The 25480-nt window shown below is 42.7% G+C and carries 22 protein-coding genes and 1 pseudogene; 14 read left to right on the forward strand and 9 right to left on the reverse strand.

Annotation, left to right across the window (positions count from 1 at the left end; translation table 11 throughout):
- Positions 1–155 precede the first annotated feature (155 nt).
- The 3 genes from mtaB (at position 156) to KDN43_RS11475 (ending at position 3545) form a co-directional block, all read left to right on the forward strand.
- Positions 156–1469 (forward strand): tRNA (N(6)-L-threonylcarbamoyladenosine(37)-C(2))-methylthiotransferase MtaB, encoded by a 1314-nt coding sequence (gene mtaB / locus KDN43_RS11465; protein WP_238866275.1) that lies wholly within the window; start codon positions 156–158, stop codon positions 1467–1469.
- Positions 1469–2362 (forward strand): lysophospholipid acyltransferase family protein, encoded by an 894-nt coding sequence (locus tag KDN43_RS11470; protein WP_238866277.1) that lies wholly within the window; start codon positions 1469–1471, stop codon positions 2360–2362. Before mtaB ends, KDN43_RS11470 begins: the two co-directional genes overlap by 1 nt.
- Positions 2363–2480: 118 nt before the next feature.
- A complete protein-coding gene (locus KDN43_RS11475; RefSeq protein WP_238866279.1) occupies positions 2481–3545 on the forward strand; it encodes a glycosyltransferase family 2 protein in 1065 nt (354 codons plus the stop codon).
- A 6-nt stretch (positions 3546–3551) separates the two neighbouring features.
- Here KDN43_RS11475 and porT read toward each other — a convergent pair whose 3' ends face one another.
- On the reverse strand, positions 3552–4259 hold the full coding sequence (gene porT, locus KDN43_RS11480) for a type IX secretion/gliding motility protein PorT/SprT (protein WP_238866281.1): 708 nt from the start codon (positions 4257–4259) through the stop codon (positions 3552–3554).
- A gap of 226 nt (positions 4260–4485) precedes the next feature.
- On the opposite strand from porT, the gene KDN43_RS11485 reads away from it, so the two are divergent.
- On the forward strand, positions 4486–4653 hold the full coding sequence (locus KDN43_RS11485) for a DUF362 domain-containing protein (protein WP_238866283.1): 168 nt from the start codon (positions 4486–4488) through the stop codon (positions 4651–4653).
- A gap of 135 nt (positions 4654–4788) precedes the next feature.
- Here the strand turns inward: KDN43_RS11485 and gap are convergent, their stop codons facing one another.
- The 6 genes from gap to rmuC form a co-directional block, all read right to left on the reverse strand.
- Positions 4789–5793 (reverse strand): type I glyceraldehyde-3-phosphate dehydrogenase, encoded by a 1005-nt coding sequence (gap, locus tag KDN43_RS11490; protein WP_238866285.1) that lies wholly within the window; start codon positions 5791–5793, stop codon positions 4789–4791.
- Between the two features lie 336 nt (positions 5794–6129).
- Positions 6130–7140 carry an NAD-dependent epimerase/dehydratase family protein gene (locus KDN43_RS11495; RefSeq protein ID WP_238866287.1) on the reverse strand — a complete coding sequence of 337 codons (1011 nt, stop codon included), beginning with the start codon at positions 7138–7140 and terminating at the stop codon, positions 6130–6132.
- 10 nt (positions 7141–7150) lie between these two features.
- The gene (locus KDN43_RS11500) at positions 7151–8698 is read right to left on the reverse strand and encodes an ArnT family glycosyltransferase (RefSeq protein WP_238866289.1); all 1548 of its coding nucleotides are present in this window, start codon (positions 8696–8698) and stop codon (positions 7151–7153) included.
- On the reverse strand, positions 8688–9335 hold the full coding sequence (locus KDN43_RS11505; protein WP_238866291.1) for a lipid-A-disaccharide synthase N-terminal domain-containing protein: 648 nt from the start codon (positions 9333–9335) through the stop codon (positions 8688–8690). Before KDN43_RS11505 ends, KDN43_RS11500 begins: the two co-directional genes overlap by 11 nt.
- Positions 9336–9338: 3 nt before the next feature.
- A complete protein-coding gene (locus tag KDN43_RS11510) occupies positions 9339–10076 on the reverse strand; it encodes a glycosyltransferase family 2 protein (RefSeq protein WP_238866293.1) in 738 nt (245 codons plus the stop codon).
- Positions 10077–10291: 215 nt separating this feature from the next.
- A complete protein-coding gene (gene rmuC / locus KDN43_RS11515; RefSeq protein ID WP_238866295.1) occupies positions 10292–11626 on the reverse strand; it encodes a DNA recombination protein RmuC in 1335 nt (444 codons plus the stop codon).
- Between the two features lie 657 nt (positions 11627–12283).
- On the opposite strand from rmuC, the gene KDN43_RS11520 reads away from it, so the two are divergent.
- Together KDN43_RS11520 and KDN43_RS11525 are read left to right on the forward strand one after the other, a co-directional pair.
- Positions 12284–14194: a tetratricopeptide repeat-containing sensor histidine kinase gene (locus KDN43_RS11520; protein ID WP_238866296.1), complete on the forward strand. Its 1911-nt coding sequence runs from the start codon at positions 12284–12286 to the stop codon at positions 14192–14194.
- Between the two features lie 21 nt (positions 14195–14215).
- Entirely contained in the window at positions 14216–14986 is a 771-nt protein-coding gene (locus KDN43_RS11525) for a LytR/AlgR family response regulator transcription factor (protein ID WP_238866298.1), read from the forward strand.
- A gap of 19 nt (positions 14987–15005) precedes the next feature.
- Here KDN43_RS11525 and KDN43_RS11530 read toward each other — a convergent pair whose 3' ends face one another.
- Entirely contained in the window at positions 15006–16097 is a 1092-nt protein-coding gene (locus KDN43_RS11530) for a hypothetical protein (RefSeq protein ID WP_238866300.1), read from the reverse strand.
- 420 nt (positions 16098–16517) lie between these two features.
- Here KDN43_RS11530 and KDN43_RS11535 point away from each other — a divergent pair.
- From KDN43_RS11535 to KDN43_RS11550, 4 genes and pseudogenes are all read left to right on the forward strand, one after another.
- Positions 16518–16658: pseudogene (locus KDN43_RS11535) on the forward strand (fructosamine kinase family protein); the annotation flags it as partial.
- A 94-nt stretch (positions 16659–16752) separates the two neighbouring features.
- Positions 16753–17349: an ATP-binding protein gene (locus KDN43_RS11540; protein WP_238866302.1), complete on the forward strand. Its 597-nt coding sequence runs from the start codon at positions 16753–16755 to the stop codon at positions 17347–17349.
- Between the two features lie 78 nt (positions 17350–17427).
- Positions 17428–17952, forward strand: a complete 525-nt coding sequence (locus KDN43_RS11545; RefSeq protein ID WP_238866304.1) for a hypothetical protein — start codon at positions 17428–17430, stop codon at positions 17950–17952.
- Positions 17953–18057: 105 nt separating this feature from the next.
- Positions 18058–18210, forward strand: a complete 153-nt coding sequence (locus tag KDN43_RS11550) for a hypothetical protein (protein ID WP_238866306.1) — start codon at positions 18058–18060, stop codon at positions 18208–18210.
- Between the two features lie 81 nt (positions 18211–18291).
- Here KDN43_RS11550 and KDN43_RS11555 read toward each other — a convergent pair whose 3' ends face one another.
- On the reverse strand, positions 18292–18651 hold the full coding sequence (locus KDN43_RS11555) for a hypothetical protein (RefSeq protein ID WP_238866307.1): 360 nt from the start codon (positions 18649–18651) through the stop codon (positions 18292–18294).
- Between the two features lie 326 nt (positions 18652–18977).
- On the opposite strand from KDN43_RS11555, the gene ettA reads away from it, so the two are divergent.
- From ettA to KDN43_RS11575, 4 genes are all read left to right on the forward strand, one after another.
- Positions 18978–20657 carry an energy-dependent translational throttle protein EttA gene (gene ettA, locus KDN43_RS11560; RefSeq protein WP_238866308.1) on the forward strand — a complete coding sequence of 560 codons (1680 nt, stop codon included), beginning with the start codon at positions 18978–18980 and terminating at the stop codon, positions 20655–20657.
- Positions 20658–21125: 468 nt separating this feature from the next.
- Positions 21126–22142 (forward strand): tRNA (adenosine(37)-N6)-threonylcarbamoyltransferase complex transferase subunit TsaD, encoded by a 1017-nt coding sequence (tsaD, locus tag KDN43_RS11565; RefSeq protein WP_238866310.1) that lies wholly within the window; start codon positions 21126–21128, stop codon positions 22140–22142.
- Positions 22143–22300: 158 nt separating this feature from the next.
- A complete protein-coding gene (locus KDN43_RS11570) occupies positions 22301–23989 on the forward strand; it encodes a glutamine--tRNA ligase/YqeY domain fusion protein (RefSeq protein WP_238866312.1) in 1689 nt (562 codons plus the stop codon).
- Positions 23990–24022: 33 nt separating this feature from the next.
- The gene (locus tag KDN43_RS11575) at positions 24023–25465 is read left to right on the forward strand and encodes a tetratricopeptide repeat protein (protein ID WP_238866314.1); all 1443 of its coding nucleotides are present in this window, start codon (positions 24023–24025) and stop codon (positions 25463–25465) included.
- Positions 25466–25480 lie beyond the last annotated feature (15 nt).

Below are 25480 nucleotides of genomic sequence, written 5' to 3' on the forward strand. Positions count from 1 at the left end.
AATATTCGGAAATTGATTATCAAAGAAAATAAGGCAATAATTCAAGAGTAAAATTGTATTTTTGTATCTTTATTCAAAGTCACTCTACAACAAAGCTGTCGTATGAATAATTTATTGATATAAAATATTATTCGTAAGTACGGCCAATTATAAATATGATCGATCAAACAATTTTTCATAATAAGACTGCTGTTTATTACACTTTAGGATGTAAATTGAATTATGCTGAAACTTCCGCTATTGGCAGGCAGTTGCTGGATTACGGCGTTACCCGTGCCCGGAAAGGGCAGAAGGCGGATATATGCGTGATTAACACTTGCTCTGTGACAGAGCTGGCTGATAAGAAAGGGCGGCAGGCCATCAGGAAGGTGATTCATGAAAATCCATCCGCCTTTGTAGTGGTTACTGGGTGTTATGCACAGCTGAAACCTGAAGAGGTGGCAAGTATTGATGGTGTTGACCTGGTTTTGGGAGCAGAGCAGAAGCTGGATGTTGTGAAGTATCTGCATGATCTGAGTAAAAAGGATAAAGTGGAGGTAATAACTTCCAAAACAAATAGAATAAGGTCGTTTGTCCCTTCTGTATCGGCAGATGACCGGACCCGCTATTTTTTGAAGGTACAGGATGGGTGCGACTATTTCTGTTCTTTCTGTACCATACCTTTCGCCAGGGGAAGGAGTCGCAACGGGTCTATTGCCGCCCTAATGAAGCAGGCAGAACAGGTGGTGAGTGAAGGTGGCAGGGAGATAGTGCTTACGGGTGTTAATATTGGTGATTTCGGCCATACGACAAAAGAGACATTTATAGATCTTATAAAAGCACTTGATAATGTGGACGGAGTGGAACGTTACCGCATCTCATCCATTGAGCCGAATCTGTTGACTGATGAGATAATAGATTTTGTGGCTTCGTCAAAGCGATTTGTACCACATTTCCATATGCCGCTGCAGGCTGGTAGTGATGCCGTTCTTAAACTGATGAAGCGTCGTTACGATACAGCTCTGTTCAGACATAAAATAGAGAAAATCAAGAGAGTTATGCCACATGCCTTTATTGGTGTGGATGTGATAGTTGGTGTCAGGGGCGAGACCGATGAATATTTTGCCGAAAGCATGAAGTTTATTGAGTCGCTGGACTGTTCTCAGTTGCATGTTTTTACCTATTCAGAACGTCCCGGAACCCAGGCACTCCAAATAGATCACATTGTTGATCCGAAAGTTAAGCATGCACGGAGCAAAGCGTTGCTGGATATTTCTGATGCAAAGCTGCGCCGTTTTTATGAATCTCAAAAGGGTAGCCGGAAGAAAGTGCTGTTTGAACACACTAGACGCAGTAATAAAATGCACGGGTTTACCGAAAATTATGTAAAATTGTATGCCGTTTACGACTCCACTCTGATAAACCGGGTGACGGAGGTAGTGGTTGGCGAGTATGATGAAGAACAAATGGCTATGAAAGCAATATTTTAATGGATAAGAAGCAAAAAAAGAGTGCAGGGTATCTTCTGTTGTATTCAGTGACATATCTTCACGCGATGTTGCCTTTAGGGGTGTTGTATCTACTATCCGATATACTCTGGTTGTTTGTTTATCATATTGTACGTTACAGAAGGAAACTGGTAAGGATGAACCTTGGAAACGCTTTTCCGGAGAAGCCTGTTAAAGAGATAAGGCGGTTGGAAAGAAAATTTTACCATCACCTGTGCGATTACTTCGTTGAAACAATAAAAATGCTTCACCTTTCGGACAGTGAAGCCCGTGTAAGGATGAAATTTGAAAATCCTGAAATAATAAGCAGGCTTACCAGGGACGGAAGATCGTGTTTGATGTGTATGGGCCATTACGGGAACTGGGAGTGGGTGACCTCTTTCGGTATTAACCATCTGCCTGAACTGAAGCAGGGCTTTCTTTACAAAAGGTTGAGATCAAAGCCTTTCGACCTGCTTTTTTTAAAGATCAGGAACCGCTTTCGTCCCGAACCAATTGAGATGAGGAGAGCTTTCAGGAAAATGATCCAGCTGAATAACGATGGAAAGGCCATGTTGGTGGGTTTTCTTGCAGACCAGCGTCCGCCAAAAAATAACGATCACTACTGGACAACTTTCCTGAACCAGGATACGCTTGTACAAACCGGAATGGAGAAGATTGCAAATCATCTTGGTCTTTCTGTAGTTTATCTTGATATCACTAAAGTAAAGCGAGGATATTACACCGGAAAATTTTATGTTATTACCCCGGATGCAAGCCTTGAACCTGAGTTTGAAATAATGGAGCGATATATGAGGAAGCTGGAAGAGACTATTCTGAAGGAGCCTGCTTACTATTTATGGTCACATAACCGTTGGAAGTTTAGAAAAAAATAAAGACAGGATAGCATAAGGGGCCAAGGGCCTGCAGACGGAAGTGAAACTTTCGTTTTCTAAAATTCAGGAAACAGGATTATTGGAGAGGAGTAAATATTTAATATAAAAAAAGCGTTTTGTGGTAAAAGTATCGGTGGTTATATTGAACTGGAACGGGAAGAAGCTGCTTGAGCAGTTCCTCCCTGCTGTGCTGGAACACTCGTTAAGCGATGAGTGCCGGGTTATTGTTGCTGATAATGGGTCTACGGACGAATCTGTAGCATTTATCGAAACAAATTTCCCCGAAGTATCTCTGATTGTTCTGGACAAGAACTATGGTTTTGCCGAAGGATACAACAAAGCTTTGCAGCATATCGATTCTGAGTATGTGGTGCTTTTGAATTCTGATGTGGAGACCACTCCCAACTGGCTGAACAAGATGGTCGACTTTATGAACAAACATCCCGAGGTGGCCGCGGTACAGCCTAAGATACTCTCTTATGATGAAAAAGGCTGGTTTGAGTATGCAGGGGCATCAGGCGGGTTTATTGATCTTTATGGGTACCCATTCTGCAGGGGGCGCATTCTTGAAGTGGTGGAGAAAGACAACGGACAGTATGATTCGGAGATCCCTGTATTTTGGGCGACCGGTGCTTGCATGATGATAAGAAAGAGTGATTATACCGAGCATGGTGGACTGGACGGCCGTTTTTTTGCACATATGGAGGAGATAGACCTTTGCTGGCGTTTGAATGCCCGGGGCAGGAGAGTGATGTGCCTCCCCTCTTCGGTTGTTTATCATGTGGGTGGAGCATCGCTGAAAAAGGATAATCCTATGAAAACCTATCTGAACTTTCGTAACAACCTGCTTATGATTTTTAAAAACGTACCAGGGAAGGCATGCCGGCCGACATTTTTGGTACGGTTGTTTTTCGATATTCTTGCTTATGTTCACCTGTTGCTGCAAGGCAATTTCAGATGCGCTCATGCTGTTATCGATGCTTATAGGGATTTTCTTAAGATGATGCCATCATACAAGCCGGTACGTGAAGTAAATTTAAGAATGGCAACTACAGAGAATATTCCTGTGCAATACAGGAAAAGCATTTTATTGGATTTCTATTTTTTAAGAAAGAAGAGCTATTCATCTATCTTTGAAAAGAAAGATCAGTCTGTTACTAAAACCCGGAAATACCAAAAATGATTGTACCTACTCAAAATTAAAACTCAGTGTGATCAGTCGCTGGGTAGCTTTAGAAAGCGATTTCGTATATTTTCGGAGACTTTCATCCTTAAGGCCGGGCCTCTCGTTATCAAGAATATCCACCAACCCGAAACCAAACTTCAATTCCGGAGCAAGATTGAAAAGGGGTAAATAAAAGTCGCATCCAACACCTATCTCAACTCCAAAATCGTAAGGCTTCAAAAGAAGAGCTCGGTTTTTCCCGGATGCCAGTTCTATGTTGCAATATATACCTAAAAGGGTGTAGGGACGGAAGTTGTCTATCCTGCCTGCCGATATCTTCAGCTGCAGGGGTAAACTGAAGTAGTTGTTGCGAATTCGGGTTGAGTACTCTTCGCGGGACGATTGTTCCTTGAAAACTATCCGCTTTTCACCCAAATAGAGCGAAGGAATTGCCCGTAGGTTCATAATTCTGTTCAGATAAATGTCCCCAATAATTCCCGCAGTGAATCCCAATGAATAGTAGGGTATTTCTGAGAACCACACCTCTCCGTTATCGTTCACAAAACCTGATTGTGCAAGTATTAGATCTTGTGTGTGCAGCCCAAGTGTGAATCCCGGGTGGAACAACCGTTGATCTGCATAAGGCCTGTTCTGCAGTTTACGGTTCTGGCCCGTGACGCTGCCAGATATGATGAGCAGTATTGTGAGCAGATATGTTGTCTTTTTTGCCATTCGCCTTTTTTGTTGTTTGTTCTTTAAACGCCTTTTATTTCATGATATTGTATAGCAGGCCTCATTAAATTATAGCCATAGGTGTTGATTTGTATCGTCTCTTTCCGTCCCCTGCCTTTAAGGATTAATGTAAATAGTTCTCTATATTTTTTTCGTATTGGAAAAAACTCTTTATCTTTGCAACAACATAGCAAATTAATTTCAATAACTAACTTATTTCACTATTATGGCTTACGTAATTGATGACACTTGCATTGCTTGTGGAACGTGCATTGATGAATGTCCTGTTGATGCAATATCTGAAGGCGATATTTATTCAATAGACCCGGAAGTATGTACCGATTGTGGTTCTTGTGCAGATGTCTGCCCGACAGAATCAATTCATCCGGCATAGGACACAGGCGTTTGAAGAAAAGAGAAAAGTCGAACTTTACTGTCCGGCTTTTTTTATTTTCACAAGCATTATTTCAACAAAAAAACGCCTCTTTTCCGGAGGCGCCTTTCATATATCGTAATAATAGTATTATTATTATCCGTTTACTTTAGCCATATGTGCAATAAGGTCGAGCACTTTGTTTGAATATCCCCATTCGTTGTCGTACCAGCTGATAACCTTAACGAAAGTGGGGCTTAACTGGATACCTGCTTTTTCGTCGAAGATTGATGTGCGTGAATCGCCGATGAAATCGCTTGATACAACATCTTCGTTGGTATATCCTAAGATACCTTTCAATTCGCCTTCAGAAGCTTCTTTCATAGCTGCACAAATCTCTTCGTAGGAGGTCTCTTTTGCAAGGCGCACTGTAAGGTCCACTACAGATACGTTCAGTGTGGGAACGCGCATTGACATACCGGTTAGTTTTCCGTTCAGTTCCGGAATAACTTTACCTACAGCCTTGGCTGCTCCAGTTGATGAAGGAATGATGTTGGCAGAAGCTGCGCGTCCGCCTCTCCAGTCTTTTGCCGAAGGGCCGTCAACGGTTTTCTGGGTAGCTGTTGTTGAGTGAACAGTTGTCATCAAGCCTTCAAGAATTCCGAACTTGTCGTTCAATACCTTGGTTACAGGAGCAAGACAGTTGGTTGTACAAGAAGCGTTGGATACAATTTGTTCTCCTTTTGTGTAGGTCTTTTCGTTTACACCTACAACATACATGCGGGTATCATCTTTTGAAGGAGCAGACATAACAACATATTTTGCTCCAGCTTGGATGTGAGCCTGTGCTTTTTCTTTTGTAAGGAAGAGTCCTGTAGATTCAACTACATATTCTGCACCCACTTTGTTCCATTTAAGGTCTGCCGGATTTCTTTCTGCTGTTACGCGGATTGTTTTACCGTTTACTACCAGATTGCCGTCTTTCACTTCAATAGATCCGCTATACTGACCGTGGATGGTGTCGTATTTTAACATATAAGCGATGTAGTTTACATCGAGCAAGTCATTGATACCCACAACCTGAATATCATCTCTGTTTTGAGCTGCACGGAAAACTAGGCGACCAATGCGACCGAATCCGTTAATACCTACTTTAATCATACTTTATTGAATTTTATTTATTAAGAGTGTTTATTTACAACAATCGTTTTCAAATTTTGAATTCGACTTGAACAAGAAGGTTAGCTTGTCAGCTAACCGGCTCAGCTTATTGGAAACGTCTTCAAAATCACTTGTTGCGCCTTGTTCCTGCATTATGCCAGCATTAACGCTATTCTTATTTAACTCAACGAAAACGCCTTTAACTTAACGAAAACGCCCTAAAAACTATCTTTTTAATAGACTTACAAAAATACTATATCTTTTCGATTTTAAGAAATTATTTGTAACAAAAAAACCGTAATCAGCAGTTCGAAAGAATAAAATGTTAACGGCTGTTCAAGTCAAGACAAATTCCTTAAACCATTCATAGAATATTTTGATTCCTGTTTCAACTGTAGTGGACGGTTTATAGCCGAAGCGCTCTTGTAGTAATGAAGTGTCGGCAAAGGTAGATACAACATCGCCTGGCTGCATTTCCTCCATTTCGTGAACAGACTGCTTACCTACGGTTTTTTCGATGACATTTATAAAATCCATCAACTGCACTGGCGATGAACAGCCCATATTGTACACTATGTGGGGGACAACGGATTGCGGTGGCAAAGGTAAAATTTTAATCACTCCTTCTACAATATCGTCTATGAAGGTGAAATCTCGCTGCATTTGCCCTCTATTGAATATTTTAATCGGTTTTCCTTTCGAAATAGCCGACATAAAGAGCCAGGGTGCCATATCGGGGCGTCCCCAGGGACCGTAAACAGTAAAAAAACGGATGCCAGTTGCCGGCAGCCCGAACAGCTTGCCATAAGCATATGCCAGCAGCTCGTCTGATTTTTTGGTCGCCGCGTAGAGGCTGACGGGGTGATCGGTCTGTGCCGATTCTTTGTATGGGACAGCTGTGTCATCACCATATACACTGCTTGAGCTTGCGTAAACCAAATGAGTGACGGGGTTATTGCGGCAAGCTTCGAGCAGGTTGATAAATCCTACTATATTGGAATGGATATATGACAAAGGGTTCTCAAGGGAGTATCTGACTCCTGCCTGTGCAGCGAAATTCAAAACATGTGTGAATCTCTCGTTACGGAAAAGGGCGGAAAGTTTTTTGCCCTCTATCAGATCGAACTGTATAAACTTGTAGTGCTGAAATTTGTCGCTCTGTATCCACTTTCCCTTTTTAATCTTCTCCCGTGAAATTCCAGTTTCGTTAAGACGTGCAAATTTTAGCCTTACATCGTAGTAGCTGTTGATATTATCAAGGCCCGCCACTTCATAACCCTGCAGGAGAAGCCTCCTGACAACATGAAAGCCGATGAATCCGGCAGCACCTGTAACCAATATTTTCATTTTTATTCAATTAAAAAATAACAATCATATACGGGCCCACTTTGTATCCCTCTTTTTCTGCTATGACAGACTGGATTTTTTTGTTTTTATTGATTGTTTTTTCCGGTAACAACAGTAGGTTACCGGTAAGTGAGTTACTCAATATATCTTCTTCAGAAACGTAGATCACATCTTTTTTAAGGAATACATCCATGCTTTCTGCCCTGGAAATATTATATACGCAGTATTCCGAAGCCTGTCTCTCTTCAGCTAATCGTGACGCTTCTTGGCATAATTTGCTCCATCCCATATATGGATTCAGTTGAGGCATGGCCCATCCTGCAATAAAAATGGCCAGAAGTAAACCCAATGACATCACCCGGATAGATAAGCGAAGCTCCTTTTTCAAAAATAGCAGGTATAATACAGCTATTCCGGAGAGAGTGGCGACTGTTGCTGCCGCAAAAACAAGTGGTACAGCAGCGAAAAAGGGAGTATCTGTTTTTGCTATGTATATTATCAAAGGTAACGCTGATGCTAAAATAAGTGCGGGAAGTGCCAGTGAGAGCCGCAGCCAGATATTTTTTTCATTGAATTTATCGATAAGCATTGCAGAGAGGCCGATAAAAAACGGCAGTGCCGGAAGCATGTAGACTGCCAGCTTGGAGCTGATAATCGACAACATGATAAATGTGGAGATTATGATGGTAAGGAAAAAGCGTTCTGTATCTGTCTGAATCTTTTTCCGTATCATTCCCGCAATAATAAGCCCTATGGAGAAGAACATCCAGGGAGCCAGTGAATACCATATTGTAATGAAGTAATAATAAAACGGCTCTTTGTGATGGAAGGAGTTGATTCCCCTGCCTACTGTCTGATGTATGAGCAGATTATTGAGGTAGCTGTTTCCACCTTCAAGGTAAACTCCGGCAAACCATATGCTGCATCCAGTAAGAAGTACCAGCATGCTTTTCCAGCCCCAGTAACGCTCCCAAGTATGGATTTCACCCCGATGGAGCAGAAATAGAAGCGTGGAGAGAAGTGGTACAAGGATGCCGACTGGCCCTTTGGAGAACAGAGCCAGGAAGAGATAGAGAGGGAAGAGATAATAGTCCCCTTTTTTTGCCTGCCCCTGATAGATCTTGAAAAAAGTATAGAGTGAAAGAGTGATGAACATCACCATAAGCATATCCATCCTTATTATTATGGCAAGGCCGGCAAACAGCCCGCCGGTCATTAGCATCAGTAAGGCTTCTGGTTGGTTTCTCGATTCCTCTTTTCTTAACCACTTGGCCATTGTCATCATCACTACCAGAGCCGGGATAAATGACAGCAGCGATAAGAACCACATTCTGTGTCCGCCAAGCAATGTCTTGCCTGCCATCATCAGCCAGAAATAGAGAGGTGGCTTATCGGCATAGATCTCACCCTGGTTGGTAAAGGTGAAAAAGTTACCGTTTTTAAGTGCTTCATCAACAATACTCAGATAACGCAGCTCGTTGTTGGGCGTGTAATCGCGAAGGATCATCAACGGAAGCAGTGCAATAAACCAAATGATATAGAGCTGTTTATCCTTCATATGATAACTGTTTCTTACTTCTTAAGCCTATCATGATGTTGCGCATATATGCAACAAAACCGAACGACTGCCCAAGTATGAGCACGGGATCGAGCCGGAATACACCGTAAGCGATAATGATTCCCGAACCCAGAAGGCTGATTATCCAAAAACCGAGTGGTAGAGAAGACTGGTGACGTTGTGCCGAATATATCCACTGGTAAATGAAACGGCAAGTGAACAGTATCTGCCCGCCGGACCCAAAGATTAGCAACCATAGTGGTATGGCATTATGCCGGAAGAAGGTAGAGGAAAAGGCAGTCATGTCGCGCATAAGATAGGTGGCGGCTGCAACCGGTGTTAAAAGAAGCACTATTTGTATAGCAATGTTTACCCGTTTCCGGAACCCCTGCATGTTCAGATTCCACAGATAGATGTAGTATGAGAAGAACTGCCCGAGGATAATTGCGAAGTCATCTCTGAGCACCCCATAGATAAAGAGCAGGTACGAGCCGAAGATACTAAGGATCCAGAACGCAGGCGGAGAAAGAATTTTTTTTGCTTTCTCTGTAATTATCCACTGATGCAGTAACCGGGCTGAGAAAAAAGCTTGCGCCAAAAAACCGATCGCGTAAATCCAGACAGGGCTCTCTTGCATATTTTAATCTAAATTACTTGAATTAACCTGGTAATTTATATAACGTCTCTTCATCCAGCGATAGGCGAAACAGTCGATAAAAGGACCTGTAAGCCTGTTCCAGAGATGATATTTCGATTTTCCCGCCAACCTGGAATAGTGCCTCACCGGGATCTGTTTTATTCTGCCGTTCTGCAAAAGTATAAGTGCCGGCAGAAACCGGTGCATACCGTTGAACATGGGGATACGCTTAGCATACGCGGTATGCATCACTTTGAGTGGGCAACCAGTGTCGGAAACGCCGTCGCCGGTCATCATCCTCCGGTATCCGTTGGCTATTTTAGACTGCAGGTTCTTGAATGATGAATCTTTGCGATTGGCACGGATACCTGTAACAAATTCATGGTTGTCTAAATGGGGCAGCAACAGGTTGAAGTCATCGGCATCGGTCTGCATATCAGCATCCATATAGCCGGTGAATTTTGAAAAAGAGTGATCAAAACCGGCTTTAAGTGCAGCGCTCAATCCCCCGTTTTTCTTAAGATCAATATAGTAAAAATCCGGATTTCGCTCGCATACATTCTTGATCCTGTTTCTGCTGCCGTCGGTAGAGCCATCGTTTACAAACAAAACGCAGGTTTTCTCAAGTGAGTGCGGCAGGAAACCTTTCAGTTTCTCTTCCAGCCTGCCTATGTTCTCTTCTTCATTGTAGAGCGGAACAATAATGGTGAATGAATACTGACTTGTTATATTTTCATCCATTTTAATATCAGTTATCAAAACAAATAAACATAAGGCTTTCGAGCCGGTATGGCCGGCTTAAAATCATGTCTGATTGTTTTCGAAGGCAAAAGTACCAATTATTATTTAAATTTCGCAATCCATCTTTCAATGTTTTTGGTTAATTCAGGTTTCGCATATGTTACAAAAGTAGCTAAATCTGTGATTAACATATATTATTTTGGAGGGGTGAATAATTAATCATGGTCGCTACCTGAGGTTGTGATTTCAAGCAGTTCGGCAGCCTCGCTTGTATCGATTGTGGCAACGTCCTTAAGCTTTCTGTTGATAACGTTCGTTCGTGTCAGCCGGAGGTCGTTTAACGATTTTGAAGCTGTGTTCAATTGTTTATCAACCTTGTCAAGCTGATCGGAGAATTTACTGAATTCGGTTTTTACCGCTTCGAGAATTTTCCACACCTCGCTGCTCCTTTTTTGGACGGCAAGGGTCCTGAATCCCATCTGCAGGCTATTCAGCAATGCAGACAGTGTTGTGGGCCCTGTGACCGTTACCCTGTATTTTCTCTGCAGTATTTCAAAAAGCCCCGGATGTCTTAAAACCTCTGCATAGAGGCTCTCAACGGGCAGGAACATTATTGCGAAATCGGTTGTGTGCGGAGGGTCGAGATACTTTTCACTTATATCCCCGGCAAATGATTCGACGGATTTAATGATAGCTTTTTGTGCTGTCTCTATTGCCTCTTTGTTTCCTTCATCATAGGCATTTAGCAACAGCTGGTAGTTTTCAATCGGGAACTTTGAGTCGACAGGCATCCATACCTCTTCATCACTCTCTTTACCCGGTAGCCTGATTGCGAACTCAACGTGAGCCTGGCTACCCCTTTTTGTTGCTACATTTTTGGAGTACTGGTCGGGTGTAAGCAACTGCTCAAGAATATTTTCCAGCTGATACTCTCCCAGTACGCCCCTTGTCTTTACATTCGACAGTACCCTTTTCAAATCACCAACACCGTTTGCAATGGTTTGCATCTCACCCAGTCCCTTATGAACCTGTTCGAGTCTTTCACTAACCTGCCGGAACGATTCGCCAAGACGCTTTTCCAAAGTAGTTTGAAGTTTCTCGTCCACGGTTTTTCTCATTTCATCCAGCTGCCGGGTGTTATCTTCCCTTATTGCCTCCAACTGTTTCTCAATTGTCTCCCTTACATCTTTTATTGCATCAACAGATTGTCTGTTGCGTTCTGTCTGCTGTTTACCGGCATCTTCAAATTTTTGCCTGATCAGCTCATTCAGTTCCTTATTGTTCGTCGAGTTTGTCTCTGCAAATAATTTAAGATTTTTAGCCAACTCATCTCTGTTCTCCATTGCAGTGCGGTTACTCTCAAGCCTGTTGCGTTGAAATTCATCCCTGATGGACTTTTCATTTCTCTCCGAGGCTGATTCGAACCTGATTAATGCACTCTCAATCTCTTTTAGTTTATCGGCCTTTTCTGAGGTGGGTTTTTCAAAAAAGTGCAGAATAATATTAATTATAGCCAACAGTATAAGGGCGGCAAACATCCATTCGATCATAATTTAATTTTTGATTAATAAAACATCTTAACAAACTCACCGTTGTTGTTAAGTGATGAACACGTTTGAATCTATTCTTAGTCAAAAATAGTAATTAATAATCACAAAGACGAAGAGTATAATAGAAATATCTTTGAGATGCTGTTGTTTAACATGTTAAAATTCAGTGTTTTTTTGTCGATTAGCAGCAAACTGGCCATTTCTGTTGTTATTGTTTTATATATCACGACAGTAGTGATTTCTGATATGAATATTATTAGGAAAGTTACTATAGAAATCCTTTATATTGGAATTGCAACAGGTATAAGAGAAGAGAACGCACAAAATCCATTTACGTGAGATTTTGCGCTATTTAAAAGCCGGGGGATGCAAAGGTATTCAGGCAAACTATTTGTCTCAATTAAGTTTGCAAGTCCATTGTTTTTGATTAACTTCGCATTGGATTTAATGTTTGACCCTTTAAGGGATTAAACTCTTTTTGTTTATGCAACTGCAAACTTAAGTTTTTGCCTTTAATTGTCAGATAAATAAAAAATATTTAACTCTTTTACTCAGCTACCTTAATTGAGATATGTGATGTTTAAATATATACTCAGCCCCCTAATCCCCTTATTGATGTTAACCTGCAGCAAGGAACCTGCAAAAATGGATGTAACAATGGAGTCCATCATTACTGAGGCTATGGATTCTCTTTACTGCAACAACGCCTACTCCCGAAGCCTGTTACGAGATGCCATGAATAATACCAACGACAGCCTGGACTACTATAAAGCTCTACAAACATACAGTCTGACATACTTTGTAAACGATCAGATCGATTCCACGCGCCATTTCGCCGAAAAAGTTGTCGCTTACGCGAACAAGCAGGTGCCAAACATCAAAATCTACCAACTCCTCACCTCATCATACAATACAATAGGTAATTGCTTTGCTTTGTACAGGGATCAAGATTCTGCACTTACCTACTTCACCAATGCTCTGAATTATTATGAATTAACGGGTAAGAGAGAGAAGATCCCTGATCTCTCCATAAACATTGCCGATATGCATATGAGAAATGGCGATTTTGTCAATAGCGCCTTCTATTACCGAAAAGCACTCTCAGTTGCAGATTCAATAGGTGTGGCTGATCAACTGGGATTTCCGATATATACCGGCTTAGGGCAGTTGTATATGGAATTGCGTGATTTTGAACTGTCTGATTACTATTTCTGTTTGGCCGAACAGGATTTCGAAGGCCGAACGTTGAATGAAAAATTCTTTTACTGCAATTGCAGAGGGAACTGTTACTTCTTTGCGGGTGAGTTACAGGAGTCCTTGTCTTGGTACAAGAAAGGAATAACTTTGTTATCGGGAGAAGGATCCATATTAAGTTTAAATATTGCCAATGCCAATATAGGGGAGATCTTTTTTCATCTGAACCAACCCGACTCGGCATACCATTACCTGAATGAAGCGGAAAAATACTTCTCTGCCATTAATGAGCAGCCATTGCTTTATCATATCAATACCCTTAAGGCCGGATTAGCTTTGCAAGCCGACAATCCACAACATGCGCGCCACTACCTTGAGGGTAAGGTTACAAATTTAACTATTGAACCCACTTTTCTCATCCTTCGTAACAAATACATTGAACAGTATCATGCGCGAACAGGGAATTTTAAGGAGGCATATGCCTGCCTGCAAGAAAATCTTGTGATGGAAGATTCTATTCGTTCGGAGAGGGCAAAAATGCGTGTTGCCGAAATCGATATGCGTTACAGACAGGATACAACCCTGGTAAAGAGAGAGATGCTTATCATGGGGCAAGCATCCGACATCCGGTCGCTTCGCATGAGAAATTATATATTTGTCATGGCATTCCTGCTCATTTCAGCTATTATGGCAAGCGTCTATATTGCGATGAAGAGACAAAAAGAGCTGCAAAGGTTAAGCTTCCACGATCAAATAACCAAGTTGCGACTCTCCAATATCCGTAACCGGATCTCCCCACATTTCATGTTCAATGTGCTCAACCGGGAGATCAGTTCCGACAATGGATCTCACCCGGCTAACCTGATGAAACTGGTGTTGCTCCTGCGTAGAAGCCTCGAGATGACCGACCAGGCACAAGTTACATTAACCCAGGAGTTAGAATTTGTAGAAGCATACATCAACCTGGAAAGAGAGAGCCTTGGTCCCGATTTTAAGCTTGATTGGAATATTGATCCACATGTTGATACAGAAATGGTGTCGCTTCCGTCCATGATAATTCAGATTCCATTGGAGAACGCAATCAAGCATGCATTGCGTCCTCTTGCCGGTGAAAAGAAGCTTGAATTGCAAGTCCGGAAGGAAGGGGAAGGAACAAGAATCGAGATCATTGACAACGGGACGGGTTATCAGGAGCTGTTGATGGGTTCATCAACCGGGACCGGGACCGGACTTAAAGTGTTGTATCAGACAATCGACCTTTTTAACCGGGAGAACAGTGAAAAGATACAGTTCAATATCCTTCGTTCGGGAATGGAAGAGCAAGGTGGGACAAGGGTGACTATTTTTATACCTGACAATTATAAATATTGGTAAACAGTTACATAATCTCTGGAAATGGATAAAAAAAGATTTACTGCTGTAGCCGTCGACGATGAGCCGGTTTGTCTACATAGTTTACGGGAATCTCTGGCCGATTATCCGGAGGTCACCCTCATGGGAGAGGCAGACACGGCTAAAAGTGGAATCAAGCTAGTGATTGACAAGAAACCTGATTTATTGTTTCTGGATGTTGAGTTGCCGGATATGAGCGGTTTGGAACTGCTACGCGAGATACAACCTCGTGTGAGGTGGCCGATGAAAGTGGTATTTTACACTTCCTACCAGAAGTACTGGCTTGATGCGTTGCGAGAGTCTGCGTTCGACTATCTGCTTAAACCCTATGCACAGGAAGAGTTTTCGACCATCATGCGCCGTTTTTTCGGGCAGGTAGCAAGAGATATGACTACAGCAGTACCCCTCGAGAGGGCATTATCAGAGTTGTTGCCCTCCCATCAGGCATTCATGATTCCCGATATTACAGGATACCAAATGGTTCGTGTGAACCAGGTGGGCTATTTCTCCTACTCGAACGGGAGGCGTCAATGGGAAGCCGCATTGGCAAACGGTAAACGCGTATTGTTGGGGAGAACTGTAAAGTCGGACCACATATTATCCTTCTCTTCGTTGTTCGTCCAAATAAGCCGTAACCACATTATTAACATCGACCATGTTTGCTCGATAAAGGGGAAGGCCTGCTTTCTTCTGCCTCCCTTCGATAATGAAAAGGGGCTCATCATATCACGGAATTACCTGACGAATGTACATGAGAAATTTCGGTTGTTATAAAGCAATCACCAACTTACGTTTAAAAGGGAGAGAACCGGAAATTCATATATAAGTAAGCTGTTTGTGTTTTATACCCATTATACTTGTTGCCCATATAAGAATAATAATCGTAAACCACTTTCTTATAATCACGATTGGGATAAACAGTGTGTTTGATATTATTGAAATCTTCCCAGTAGTAAGAGTTTCCATTTTTATAGATTAACAACCCATATCTGTTTAAATGAGATTTCATAGTCTCGTAGGAGCTAAACACTCCGTCGAAGTTTTTATATTCGGTCCAAGCGTAAGTGTACTCAGCCCTATTGGTTTTAATGGTGTTCTCATTTGAGCCACTGCCTGGGTTTTCGTTATTGTTATTGCCATATGTTGCACTGAGCGTTTCTACATTCCCTTCGTAGTCGGATCCATCCTTCATCCTGGCATATGCTGTGACAGTAACGCTTAATGTCGGGCTGTCTCCTAAAGTTATCATTGAACATGAGTTGATTTTGTTTTCACTTGGGTTATCCCAATGCCAGATTGCTCCTCCGATCATGAAGCCAGCCCTGCTTATGCTTTCATAATCGCACACTTCCACCTCTACTGTGAAACTCATCTTGTATTTATACTTGGCTCCATCTGAGTTTTCAAATCCATCGGCAGAGTACTCCATAGAGTTTAAAGTGAGCTTTGTTAGCTTAACTGGAATTTTCCCATCTCCGGAATAATCCTTTTTTGGGGTTGTAAATGATGATACGGATGAAAACCCGTACCCTTTAATGTTGGAAGCATAGGCAACATAGTAATAAGTAGTGTTTTCCTTCAACCCTTCAATCTTTTTGTTGAATTCACTTGCCCCATTTTCGCAGCTATAATTTGTTCCCCAGTCTGTTGATGGTTTGCCAGGATTGGTTTCTGATAATAGAAAACCGCACTTGTTTACGGCTGATCCGCCATCATTAGCGATGTTGGCACTTAATGTTACCGATGATGAAGAAAGATCCTGGTGCTCCATACTGACGACAGTTGGTTCAATCACTTCGATAACCTCAATATTGTCCTGCTCATCACTACAGGAACCTAGAGTAATCAGACCAATAACGAAAATGAAACCAATAAACTTTTTCATCGTGAAAGAATTTTAAATCAATAGCTTTTCATACAAATGTAGAGGCAAATGAAATACGTGTCAAGGGGCAAAAAATGGATAAAGGATTATTACGTAACCGGATGATTCTATGAGGTACAAATTAGGGTTTATCATGTATTATTTTGTACTCGAACTAAGAAATAAAATATGAGCCCACTTCAACAAGTCGTTTTGTAAAATATGATATTTGATTTTCAAGTGATTATAATGTCAAATCTTCTAATTTGAGACTTTTTAAGCAGACTCAAATATCTATAGGTGAAAAACTCAAGGCAAAACTGCACGAAAAGGATTTCATTACGAAATCCTTTTTTTGGTATGCTCGGCACGAGCATTGTCTAACGGGTGGAAGTCCCGAGTAAGCCCTAATAGCGGGAATTACATAAATCTGAAAACTATTCGCAGCAAATAGAACTCTATCAATTATATTATCTGCTTGTTCATTTAAATTTGTTTGGAAGCGGATATTATTCAAGCGTTCCATCTGTCTTAAGGAAATATTTTACCAAAATAATCATTACTGTTCTAACCATTTCATAATTATTTTCATTATATCAACAACTATTTTTCATAACAACTTGGTTGTTCCGATAACTATTTATGCCTTCGCAGAAGCAGCTATTTTCAAACAAAAATGGACAGCCTACTCAACACATATCGCAAGTTAATATCAGCAGAAAAGTCTGATTTTAAGCGCTATCTTCACTCCGATATTGATTGGAACGAGAGAATGACAGGTATTACAGGCGCTTGCGGAACGGGGAAAACCACGCTTATTTTACAGCACATTCGCGATAATTTCCCCGATAGAAACAAAGCCGTTTACGTAAGTTTGGATAATCTGTGGCTTTCGAAAAACAGTTTGCTCGATTTTGCCGAACGATTTTCGGTGTACGGTGGCACGCATCTTTTTATCGACGAAGTGCATAAATACCCCAACTGGTCATTGGAATTGAAAAATGTGTACGACAATTATCCCGACTTGAAAACCGTTTTCACGGGGTCGTCCATTTTGAAAATTTACAAATCCGATGCCGATTTGAGCCGTCGTGCGGTGAAGTACGAACTACACGGATTGTCGTTTCGCGAATACTTATCGCTGGAAAAAATTATCGATTTGCCAGTGCTCCCGTTAAATGAAATTCTGAGCAATCACATCGACATTGCTGACGATATCCGCAACAAAATCAAGGTTATACCGCTATTCAAGCAGTATCTAAAAAACGGTTAATATCCGATTTACAAGGAAGGAATTCGCAACTATTTCACCAAAATTACCAATATCATCAACACCACTCTCGAAAAGGATTTGCCCTCTATCGAACAAATCGATTACAACGGCATTTACAACGTGAAAAAACTGCTGATGGTGCTGGCAAACCTTGTTCCGTACACGCCCAACATCGAGAAACTGAGTGCGGAGATGCAGCTCAATCGCGCATCCACACTCAAATACCTGCATTATCTGAACAAGGCAGCGCTCACGAATCAACTGCTGGTGCCAAACAAGGGCATGAGCTTGCTCACGAAACCCGAGAAAGTGTATCTGAACAACTCGAATTTGATTTATGCCCTAAATGTAGATGATGCTTCAGCAAATATTGGAAACGTACGCGAAACATTCTTCTTCAACCAGTTAAAAGTAAGACACGATGTAAATTTGCCTAAAAGCGGCGATTTTCTTATAGATAAGAAATACACATTTGAAGTGGGCGGAAAAGGAAAATCTTTTGAACAGATTAAAGATTTGAAAAACAGTTTTGTTGTAGCCGATGATATTGAAATGGGTATAGGCAATAAAATTCCTTTGTGGCTTTTCGGATTGATGTATTAACTTTACTTCTCGTTACTGCTATAATGACTTTAAACGTAAAATCAGTTATAGCAATAACTATTTTATAAATAAAATTCAATTATCCGCAAATGCGCCCGTGATTTAATGGTGCGCTACCACAGCTTGGTAGCTTTTGGTTTTGAACACGCCGAATATTACAAAATGGTGCGGCAGCAGATTGAAGAATTCCGGCTGCTTTTTATCGATTGGGGATTGTTTAATCCGCCGGGAGTTGGCCCGCACGATGAACAGTTTTAAACGTGAAAGGCGGTTCGAAACCGCCTTGCGCATTTTTCATTATTCCGCTAAACGGATTAAAACCGCTGAGCGGATCAGAAACTATTCCACCTTAAACCTGATTGTCAACGAATTTTCCATTTCATCCACCACCGTCAGCACGTGTTCACCGGCATTTGGTGAAAGCTTCATCTTATGAACATCCGCTGTTTCACCGAGGTATTCGTTATCCAAATGCCAGAACACCCGTGCCGAAGGGTTTCGGTGAGCAAGTTCGAAAACCGCTTTTCCACGCATACCATCCAGTTGCCTGGTAATTTTGATGACTGAGTTGGGATAAGGGTAGATAAACTGCATCACCTCTCCCGATGCACCATCGCTACATTCAGGCGAAAAAGGCGGAAGCGACCGGTATGCCGGGTGTTGTTGTTTGTAATACCACTCCCACGACGGAGGCAACATAAACCACGAAACCGGGCGAATTCCCCTGCCTACAGCACAATGTTCATAAACCCGGTAACGAGTACTATCAGATTAATCTGATGTAAATCTACAAATTTAAGTCCGTCCGCTAGAAAAACATCCGTAACTGACTATATTTCAAAAATTTCAAAGAACTATTTTAGATTTTAATGGGACAGCAATGATATCAGGCTTCCTAAATTTCACTATCTTTGTGTCCCGTTTGCCGGGGTGGGTAGGGTAACAGCCTAAATCATAGCGGTACCGGCTAATGGTTGCATATCGCAACATTCATCTTCTATTTTAAACTTATAATAAAAAAATATATGTCCGACGACAAGAAAATTATTTTTTCCATGGTGGGTGTGAGTAAGACTTTTCCGCCGCACAAACAGGTATTGAAAGATATTTACCTTTCGTTTTTCTATGGTGCCAAAATTGGTATTATAGGCTTGAACGGATCGGGTAAATCCACGCTGTTGAAGATCATTGCCGGTATTGAAAAGGAGTACCAGGGCGAAGTGGTTTCCGACAAGAGCTTTTCGGTGGGTTATCTGGAGCAGGATCCAAAGCTAGACCCTGATAAAACCGTGATAGATATTGTACGTGAAGGGGTACAGCCGGTTATGGACCTGTTGGCCGAATATGAGGAGATTAACCTGAAGTTCGGACTGCCTGAATATTACGAAAATGAAGATAAGATGAATTCTCTTTTCGCCCGTCAGGCTGAACTGCAGGATAAGCTTGATGCTGCCGATGCATGGAACATTGACAATCGCCTGGAACGGGCGATAGATGCTTTGCGTTGTCCGCCCGAAGAGCAGCCGGTACGTGAGCTTTCGGGAGGAGAACGGCGTCGTGTGGCATTATGCCGCCTGCTGCTGCAGGAGCCCGATGTGTTGCTGTTGGATGAGCCTACCAACCACCTTGATGCAGAGTCTATCGACTGGTTGGAGCAGCATCTCCAACAGTATAAGGGTACGGTTATATGTATCACGCACGACCGTTATTTTCTGGATCATGTGGCGGGGTGGATCCTTGAACTGGACCGTGGCGAAGGGATTCCCTGGAAAGGTAACTACACTTCATGGCTGGAGCAGAAGACCAAACGGATGGAACAGGAGGAGAAGCAGGCCAGTAAACGTCGCAAAACACTGGAGCGGGAGCTGGAGTGGATTAACCTGGCGCCCAAGGCACGCCATGCAAAAGGAAAAGCACGTCTTAACTCTTATGAGCAGTTACTGAACCAGGATCAGAAAGAACGTGAAGAAAAGCTGGAGATATTTATCCCCAACGGACCCCGTTTGGGAAACAAAGTGATTGAAGCCATACAGGTGAAAAAAGCCTTTGGCGACAAGCTGCTGTTCGACAACCTTAACTTTATGCTGCCTCCTAATGGTATAGTAGGTGTTATCGGGCCCAATGGCGCCGGGAAGACCACACTGTTCCGATTGATTCAGGAAATGGAAAAACCCGATGCAGGTAAGTTTGAAGTGGGAGAAACAGTGGTTACGGCCTATGTGGATCAGTCGCATGCAGCTATAGATCCCAATAAAACGGTATATCAGGTAGTTTCTGGCGGTTCCGAGTTTGTGAGGGTAGGGGGCAGAGATATAAACTCACGTGCATACCTGTCGCGCTTCAACTTTTCAGGAGCTGATCAGGAGAAGTTATGCGGTGTGCTGTCGGGTGGCGAAAGAAACCGTTTGCATCTGGCATTGACGCTGAAAGCGGGAGCTAACGTACTGTTGCTGGACGAGCCGACCAACGATATAGATGTGAACACTTTGCGGGCACTGGAAGAGGGATTGGAGAATTTTGCCGGGTGTGCTGTAGTTATATCTCACGATCGGTGGTTTTTGGATCGTATCTGTACGCATATCCTGGCTTTCGAAGGCAATTCGGAGGTGTTCTATTTTGAGGGTTCATACAGCGAGTATGAAGAAAACAAGAAGATACGCCTCGGAAATGTGGAGCCAAAAAGGGTGCGTTACAGGAAACTGTGAGGTTGGGTTTAAGGTTTCAGCCAGTTTCGTGTCTTGTGTCTTTGTCGTTTCACCTATCGGGATCATCCCGGCGCTCTGTCCGGCGCTCTGTCCGGCGCACTGCCCGGCGCACTGCCCGGCGCTCTGTCCGGCGCTCTGTCCGGCGCATTCAGGGTGGATATAACTTTATAATTTACGACATTGAACAGGATAATAAAGGATATTTGGATAAATGTTTTCTGTAAGAATCCCGCTTATAATGCTGAAAACGCCTTGACCTCGGCCTGGGAATGGATGGCGAGGAAGCAAGCGATGAGATAAATTTATTGTGTTTTTTGTATTATCTTTGTATCTTTATTTGATATCCGTTATTCGATTGTCTGGTTGTCTGCATTTCAGGAAAACTACCCGGCATAATTTATGCTTTAGGTAATTTGGGTAACCGGACACCCAGTGAATAAAGGGTAGTGTGAATTTTGATTGATTGGAATGGTTACAATATTGGGAATTGAGTCTTCTTGCGATGATACTTCTGCCGCGGTTATTCGTGACGGTATAATACTTTCCAACGTGATTGCCGGTCAGGCTGTACACGAGCGATATGGCGGAGTGGTGCCCGAACTGGCGTCGCGTGCGCACCAGCAAAATATTATTCCCGTTGTGCATGATGCGTTGAAACAGGCAAAGATCGCCAAAGAGGAGATTTCTGCAGTGGCTTTTACACGTGGCCCCGGGTTGTTAGGATCACTTCTTGTGGGAACATCGTTTGCGAAGGGCTTTTCTTCGGCACTTAATATTCCTATGATAGAGGTGAATCATCTGCAGGCACATGTGCTGGCACACTTTATCAAGGAGGATGAGAATGATGCCGATCAGCCTTCATTTCCTTTTCTCTGCTTGCTGGTGTCGGGCGGTAATTCACAGATTATACTGGTGAAATCGTTTGACGATATGGAGATTATTGGACAGACCATTGATGATGCTGCCGGGGAAGCGTTCGATAAATGTGCCAAGGTAATGGGACTTGGATACCCGGGTGGGCCGGTTGTGGACCGTCTGGCAAAACAGGGCGATTCCGTAAGGTTCAGGTTCAGTAAGCCTAATATTGCAGGATATGATTATAGTTTCAGCGGATTGAAAACATCATTTCTCTATTTTCTGCGCGATGAGTTGAAAAATGATTCCGGCTTTATCGACAAGAACAGAGAGGATCTTTGTGCTTCGTTGCAAAAAACCATTATAGATGTTTTGATGGACAAGCTTTACCATGCTGCTAAAGATTGTAAGATAAAGGAGGTGGCTGTTGCTGGAGGTGTATCGGCCAATTCGGGGTTGAGGAACGCTTTTGAAGAGTATAGCCGCAAGTATGGCTGGAAGATCCATATTCCCAAATTTGCCTATACCACCGATAATGCAGCTATGGTGGCCATAACGGGTTATTATAAATATAAGAAGGGTGAGTTTTCCGGGTACGATATAGCACCCTACGCAAGAGTATCGATATAATTTAAAGTAGAAATTAAGAATCAGAAATTTAGGTTATAAGTTGAAAGCAGAATATTAAAAGGCTGAATCATGTAAAGCCGGATGTAGAAAAGCTCTAAACTAAAAAAGTAAAAATAAATTCTTAATCACTAATTGTAAATCATTAATTATTACACTATATGTCAGTGAACGAGATTACCGCTATTGAGGAGAACAGGAAAAGCCTCAATTTTATAGAGCAGATTGTTGAAAACGATTTGAAAGAAGGCAGAAACGATGGACGCATACAGACTCGCTTTCCGCCAGAACCTAACGGATACCTGCATATAGGGCATGCCAAGGCTATCTGTCTCGATTTTGGAATAGCCGAAAGGTATGGCGGTATTTGTAATCTCAGGTTTGATGATACAAACCCTTTGAAAGAGGATGTTGAATACGTGGATTCCATCATGGAAGATATAAAATGGCTGGGATTTCACTGGGAAAACGTCTATTATGCATCCGACTATTTTCAGCAGTTGTGGGATTTTGCCATACAGCTTATTAAGGAGGGGAAAGCATATATCGATGAACAGTCGGCTGAAGAGATTGCACAACAAAAAGGGACGCCAACGGTGCCGGGAACAAACAGCCCCTACCGTGACAGGCCTGTTGAGGAAACGCTTGATCTCTTCGAAAAAATGAACAGCGGTGAGATACCTGAAGGGAAGATGGTGCTGCGTGCCAAAATAGACATGGCTTCGTCTAACATGCACTTTCGTGACCCTATAATCTATCGTGTGATACATATTCCGCACCATCGTACAGGAACAACATGGAAAGCCTATCCTATGTATGATTTTGCGCACGGGCAGTCCGATTATTTCGAGGGTGTAACGCACTCGCTCTGCACGCTGGAGTTTGAAGTGCATCGCCCCTTGTACGACTGGTTTATAGACCAGCTTGCCAACAGTGACTACCGCCCACGCCAGATTGAATTTAACCGTTTGAACCTTACTTATACTATTATGAGTAAGCGAAAGCTGTTGCAGCTCGTACAGGAGAAGCTGGTGTCGGGATGGGATGATCCGCGTATGCCCACACTCACGGGGATGCGCCGCAGAGGTTATACTCCCGAAGCAATACGCAGTTTTATTGATAAAATAGGTTACACAAAATATGATGGTATTAACGATATGTCTCTGCTTGAGCATGCGGTGAGGGAGGACCTAAATGCCCGTGCGATGCGTGTTTCGGGTGTGATAGATCCTGTACGGCTGATTCTTTCAAATTATCCTGAAGGAGAGGTGGAGGAGATGGAGGCTATCAATAATCCCGAAGATGAAAGCATGGGCAGTCGTAAGGTGAAGTTCAGCCGTGAGCTGTGGATTGAGCGTGATGATTTCATGGAAAAAGCACCGAAAAAATACTTTCGCCTTACCCCGGGTAGTGAAGTGCGGCTGAAGAATGCCTATATTATTAAGTGTACAGGTTGCAAAAAAGATGAGAACGGAAATGTTACTGAGGTATATGCTGAATACGATCCACAGACTAAGAGCGGTATGCCGGAATCGAACCGTAAGGTTAAGGGTACCATTCACTGGGTCTCAGTGGCCCATAGCCTGAATGCCGAAGTGCGGCTGTATGACCGCCTTTTTAAGGTGGAGGACCCCGCCGGTGAAAAAGACAGGGATTTTAAGGAACTGTTGAATCCGGGGTCGCTCGTAGTGAAAAATGGATGTAAGGTGGAGGAGTATCTGAAAGATGCCAAACCGTTAGATAGCTTCCAGTTTCAACGCATCGGGTATTTTAATGTGGATTCAGATTCAACTAAAGATAGACTGGTCTTTAACCGGACAGTGGCTCTCAGGGATTCCTGGAAAAAATGAGTTTATTAGTGCAGGAGAAACAAGTTATCGGCGATGGAGAGAAGAATGGAAGAGAATGAACCGGATATCACGTCGTTGGTTGAAAGATATGAGCAGATGCGTGCATTAGGCAAGAAGGTCTATTTCGATGCCGATGAATTTGCTCAACTGGCTGATTATTATACTGCCGAGGGCGATATTGATGAGGCCGACTTTCTTATCGATGAGGGCCTGTCAATGCATCCAGGCAGCCAGGAGCTGATGGTGCTGAAAGTAAAAAAGCTTGTTTACTCTGAGATGTATGAGGAGGCGCTCGACTATATGAGGCAGTTATCGGATGAAGGAGATGTGGATCTGTCGCTGCTTAGGATTGAGTCGTTGCTCCATCTGGAGAGATATGGAGAGGCCGATCAGCTGATTAATCAGTCATTCGGACGGGAATTGTCGGTGGACGACCTCTACTTTTTCATCACCGAAGTGGGATATATGCTCAACGATGTGGACAAGTTTGATCGTGCAATTTCATTTCTCGAAGAGAGCATGAAGATTGATGAATCGAATCCCGATGTTATTGTTGACCTTGCTTACGCCTATGAGATGAAAGGCGATCTGGATAAAGCTATTGAATACAACAACAGGCTTCTTGATATTGATCCCTATTCGTATGACGGATGGGTAAATATAGGAAAGCTATATTCCATGAATGAAGAGTACAATAAAGCTATTGATGCTTTTGATTTTGCGTTGACTATCAATGAGGGTGATCAGCAGGTTTTGAAAATGAAAGCATTGACGTTATACCTTAACGATAACGCGGAGGAAGCAATTGCCATCTTCAGGCAATGCCTTGAGGAGTCTCCTGACGACGAGACAATTTATGACTCGCTGATGGAAGCTTATTCCGCCCTGGAGCAATATGATGAGATGATGAAGCTTATAGACAGGAAAGAGGCCCTGCTGGGAAGCAAGGGTATTATTGGCAAACGTGCATTTGTTTACCTTAGTAAGCAGGATTTTGACAAAGCAAGGGAACTGTTTTCGTTGATTCCGGAAACGGAGAGGGAGACGCTTGACTACTACATGATTGAGGGTGAGCTGGCATTCAATGACGGGGATTTTGTTGGTGCCGAAGCGGCATATATGAAAGCTGCCCTTGTTTCTGAAGGGAATGAAGATATCCTGGACCGGTTGGCAAACATTAGTGTGGCGCAGGAAAAATATGAACAGGCAGCACAGTATCTGGAGGAGCTGCTGGAGATTGCTCCTGATTTTCCGACAGCCAAATCGCGACTGGCTTTTATCCGTTTTGAGATCGGATCAAAAGAACCTTTCGATGAGATCATGGAGCAGTTCTCCGATGAAGAGCTGCGAGCACTGCTAAACCTGATAATGGGTTATGAAGATGTCGATTTTTCGGGATACAGCAGGGAGAAAATATTGTCACGGCTCAACGAAGCACGTGAGAACAGGGTGCTGTTCAAGAATATAAAATACTGATTTTGCAGGCAGCGC

Source organism: Proteiniphilum propionicum (assembly GCF_022267555.1).
GTDB lineage: Bacteria > Bacteroidota > Bacteroidia > Bacteroidales > Dysgonomonadaceae > Proteiniphilum > Proteiniphilum propionicum.

Bases quoted from the DNA above. Each gene is read 5' to 3' on its own strand.
- KDN43_RS11530 (WP_238866300.1), bottom strand. From the start codon at position 16,097: ATGAAAAAGTTTATTGGTTTCATTTTCGTTATTGGTCTGATTACTCTA.
- porT (WP_238866281.1), bottom strand. From the start codon at position 4,259: ATGGCAAAAAAGACAACATATCTGCTCACAATACTGCTCATCATATCT.
- KDN43_RS11495 (WP_238866287.1), bottom strand. From the start codon at position 7,140: ATGAAAATATTGGTTACAGGTGCTGCCGGATTCATCGGCTTTCATGTT.
- KDN43_RS11550 (WP_238866306.1), top strand. From the start codon at position 18,058: ATGGTGCGCTACCACAGCTTGGTAGCTTTTGGTTTTGAACACGCCGAA.
- KDN43_RS11520 (WP_238866296.1), top strand. From the start codon at position 12,284: ATGGAGTCCATCATTACTGAGGCTATGGATTCTCTTTACTGCAACAAC.
- gap (WP_238866285.1), bottom strand. From the start codon at position 5,793: ATGATTAAAGTAGGTATTAACGGATTCGGTCGCATTGGTCGCCTAGTT.
- ettA (WP_238866308.1), top strand. From the start codon at position 18,978: ATGTCCGACGACAAGAAAATTATTTTTTCCATGGTGGGTGTGAGTAAG.
- KDN43_RS11555 (WP_238866307.1), bottom strand. From the start codon at position 18,651: ATGTTGCCTCCGTCGTGGGAGTGGTATTACAAACAACAACACCCGGCA.
- KDN43_RS11500 (WP_238866289.1), bottom strand. From the start codon at position 8,698: ATGAAGGATAAACAGCTCTATATCATTTGGTTTATTGCACTGCTTCCG.
- KDN43_RS11510 (WP_238866293.1), bottom strand. From the start codon at position 10,076: ATGGATGAAAATATAACAAGTCAGTATTCATTCACCATTATTGTTCCG.
- KDN43_RS11570 (WP_238866312.1), top strand. From the start codon at position 22,301: ATGTCAGTGAACGAGATTACCGCTATTGAGGAGAACAGGAAAAGCCTC.
- mtaB (WP_238866275.1), top strand. From the start codon at position 156: ATGATCGATCAAACAATTTTTCATAATAAGACTGCTGTTTATTACACT.
- KDN43_RS11470 (WP_238866277.1), top strand. From the start codon at position 1,469: ATGGATAAGAAGCAAAAAAAGAGTGCAGGGTATCTTCTGTTGTATTCA.
- KDN43_RS11525 (WP_238866298.1), top strand. From the start codon at position 14,216: ATGGATAAAAAAAGATTTACTGCTGTAGCCGTCGACGATGAGCCGGTT.
- tsaD (WP_238866310.1), top strand. From the start codon at position 21,126: ATGGTTACAATATTGGGAATTGAGTCTTCTTGCGATGATACTTCTGCC.
- KDN43_RS11540 (WP_238866302.1), top strand. From the start codon at position 16,753: ATGGACAGCCTACTCAACACATATCGCAAGTTAATATCAGCAGAAAAG.
- rmuC (WP_238866295.1), bottom strand. From the start codon at position 11,626: ATGATCGAATGGATGTTTGCCGCCCTTATACTGTTGGCTATAATTAAT.
- KDN43_RS11485 (WP_238866283.1), top strand. From the start codon at position 4,486: ATGGCTTACGTAATTGATGACACTTGCATTGCTTGTGGAACGTGCATT.
- KDN43_RS11505 (WP_238866291.1), bottom strand. From the start codon at position 9,335: ATGCAAGAGAGCCCTGTCTGGATTTACGCGATCGGTTTTTTGGCGCAA.
- KDN43_RS11575 (WP_238866314.1), top strand. From the start codon at position 24,023: ATGGAGAGAAGAATGGAAGAGAATGAACCGGATATCACGTCGTTGGTT.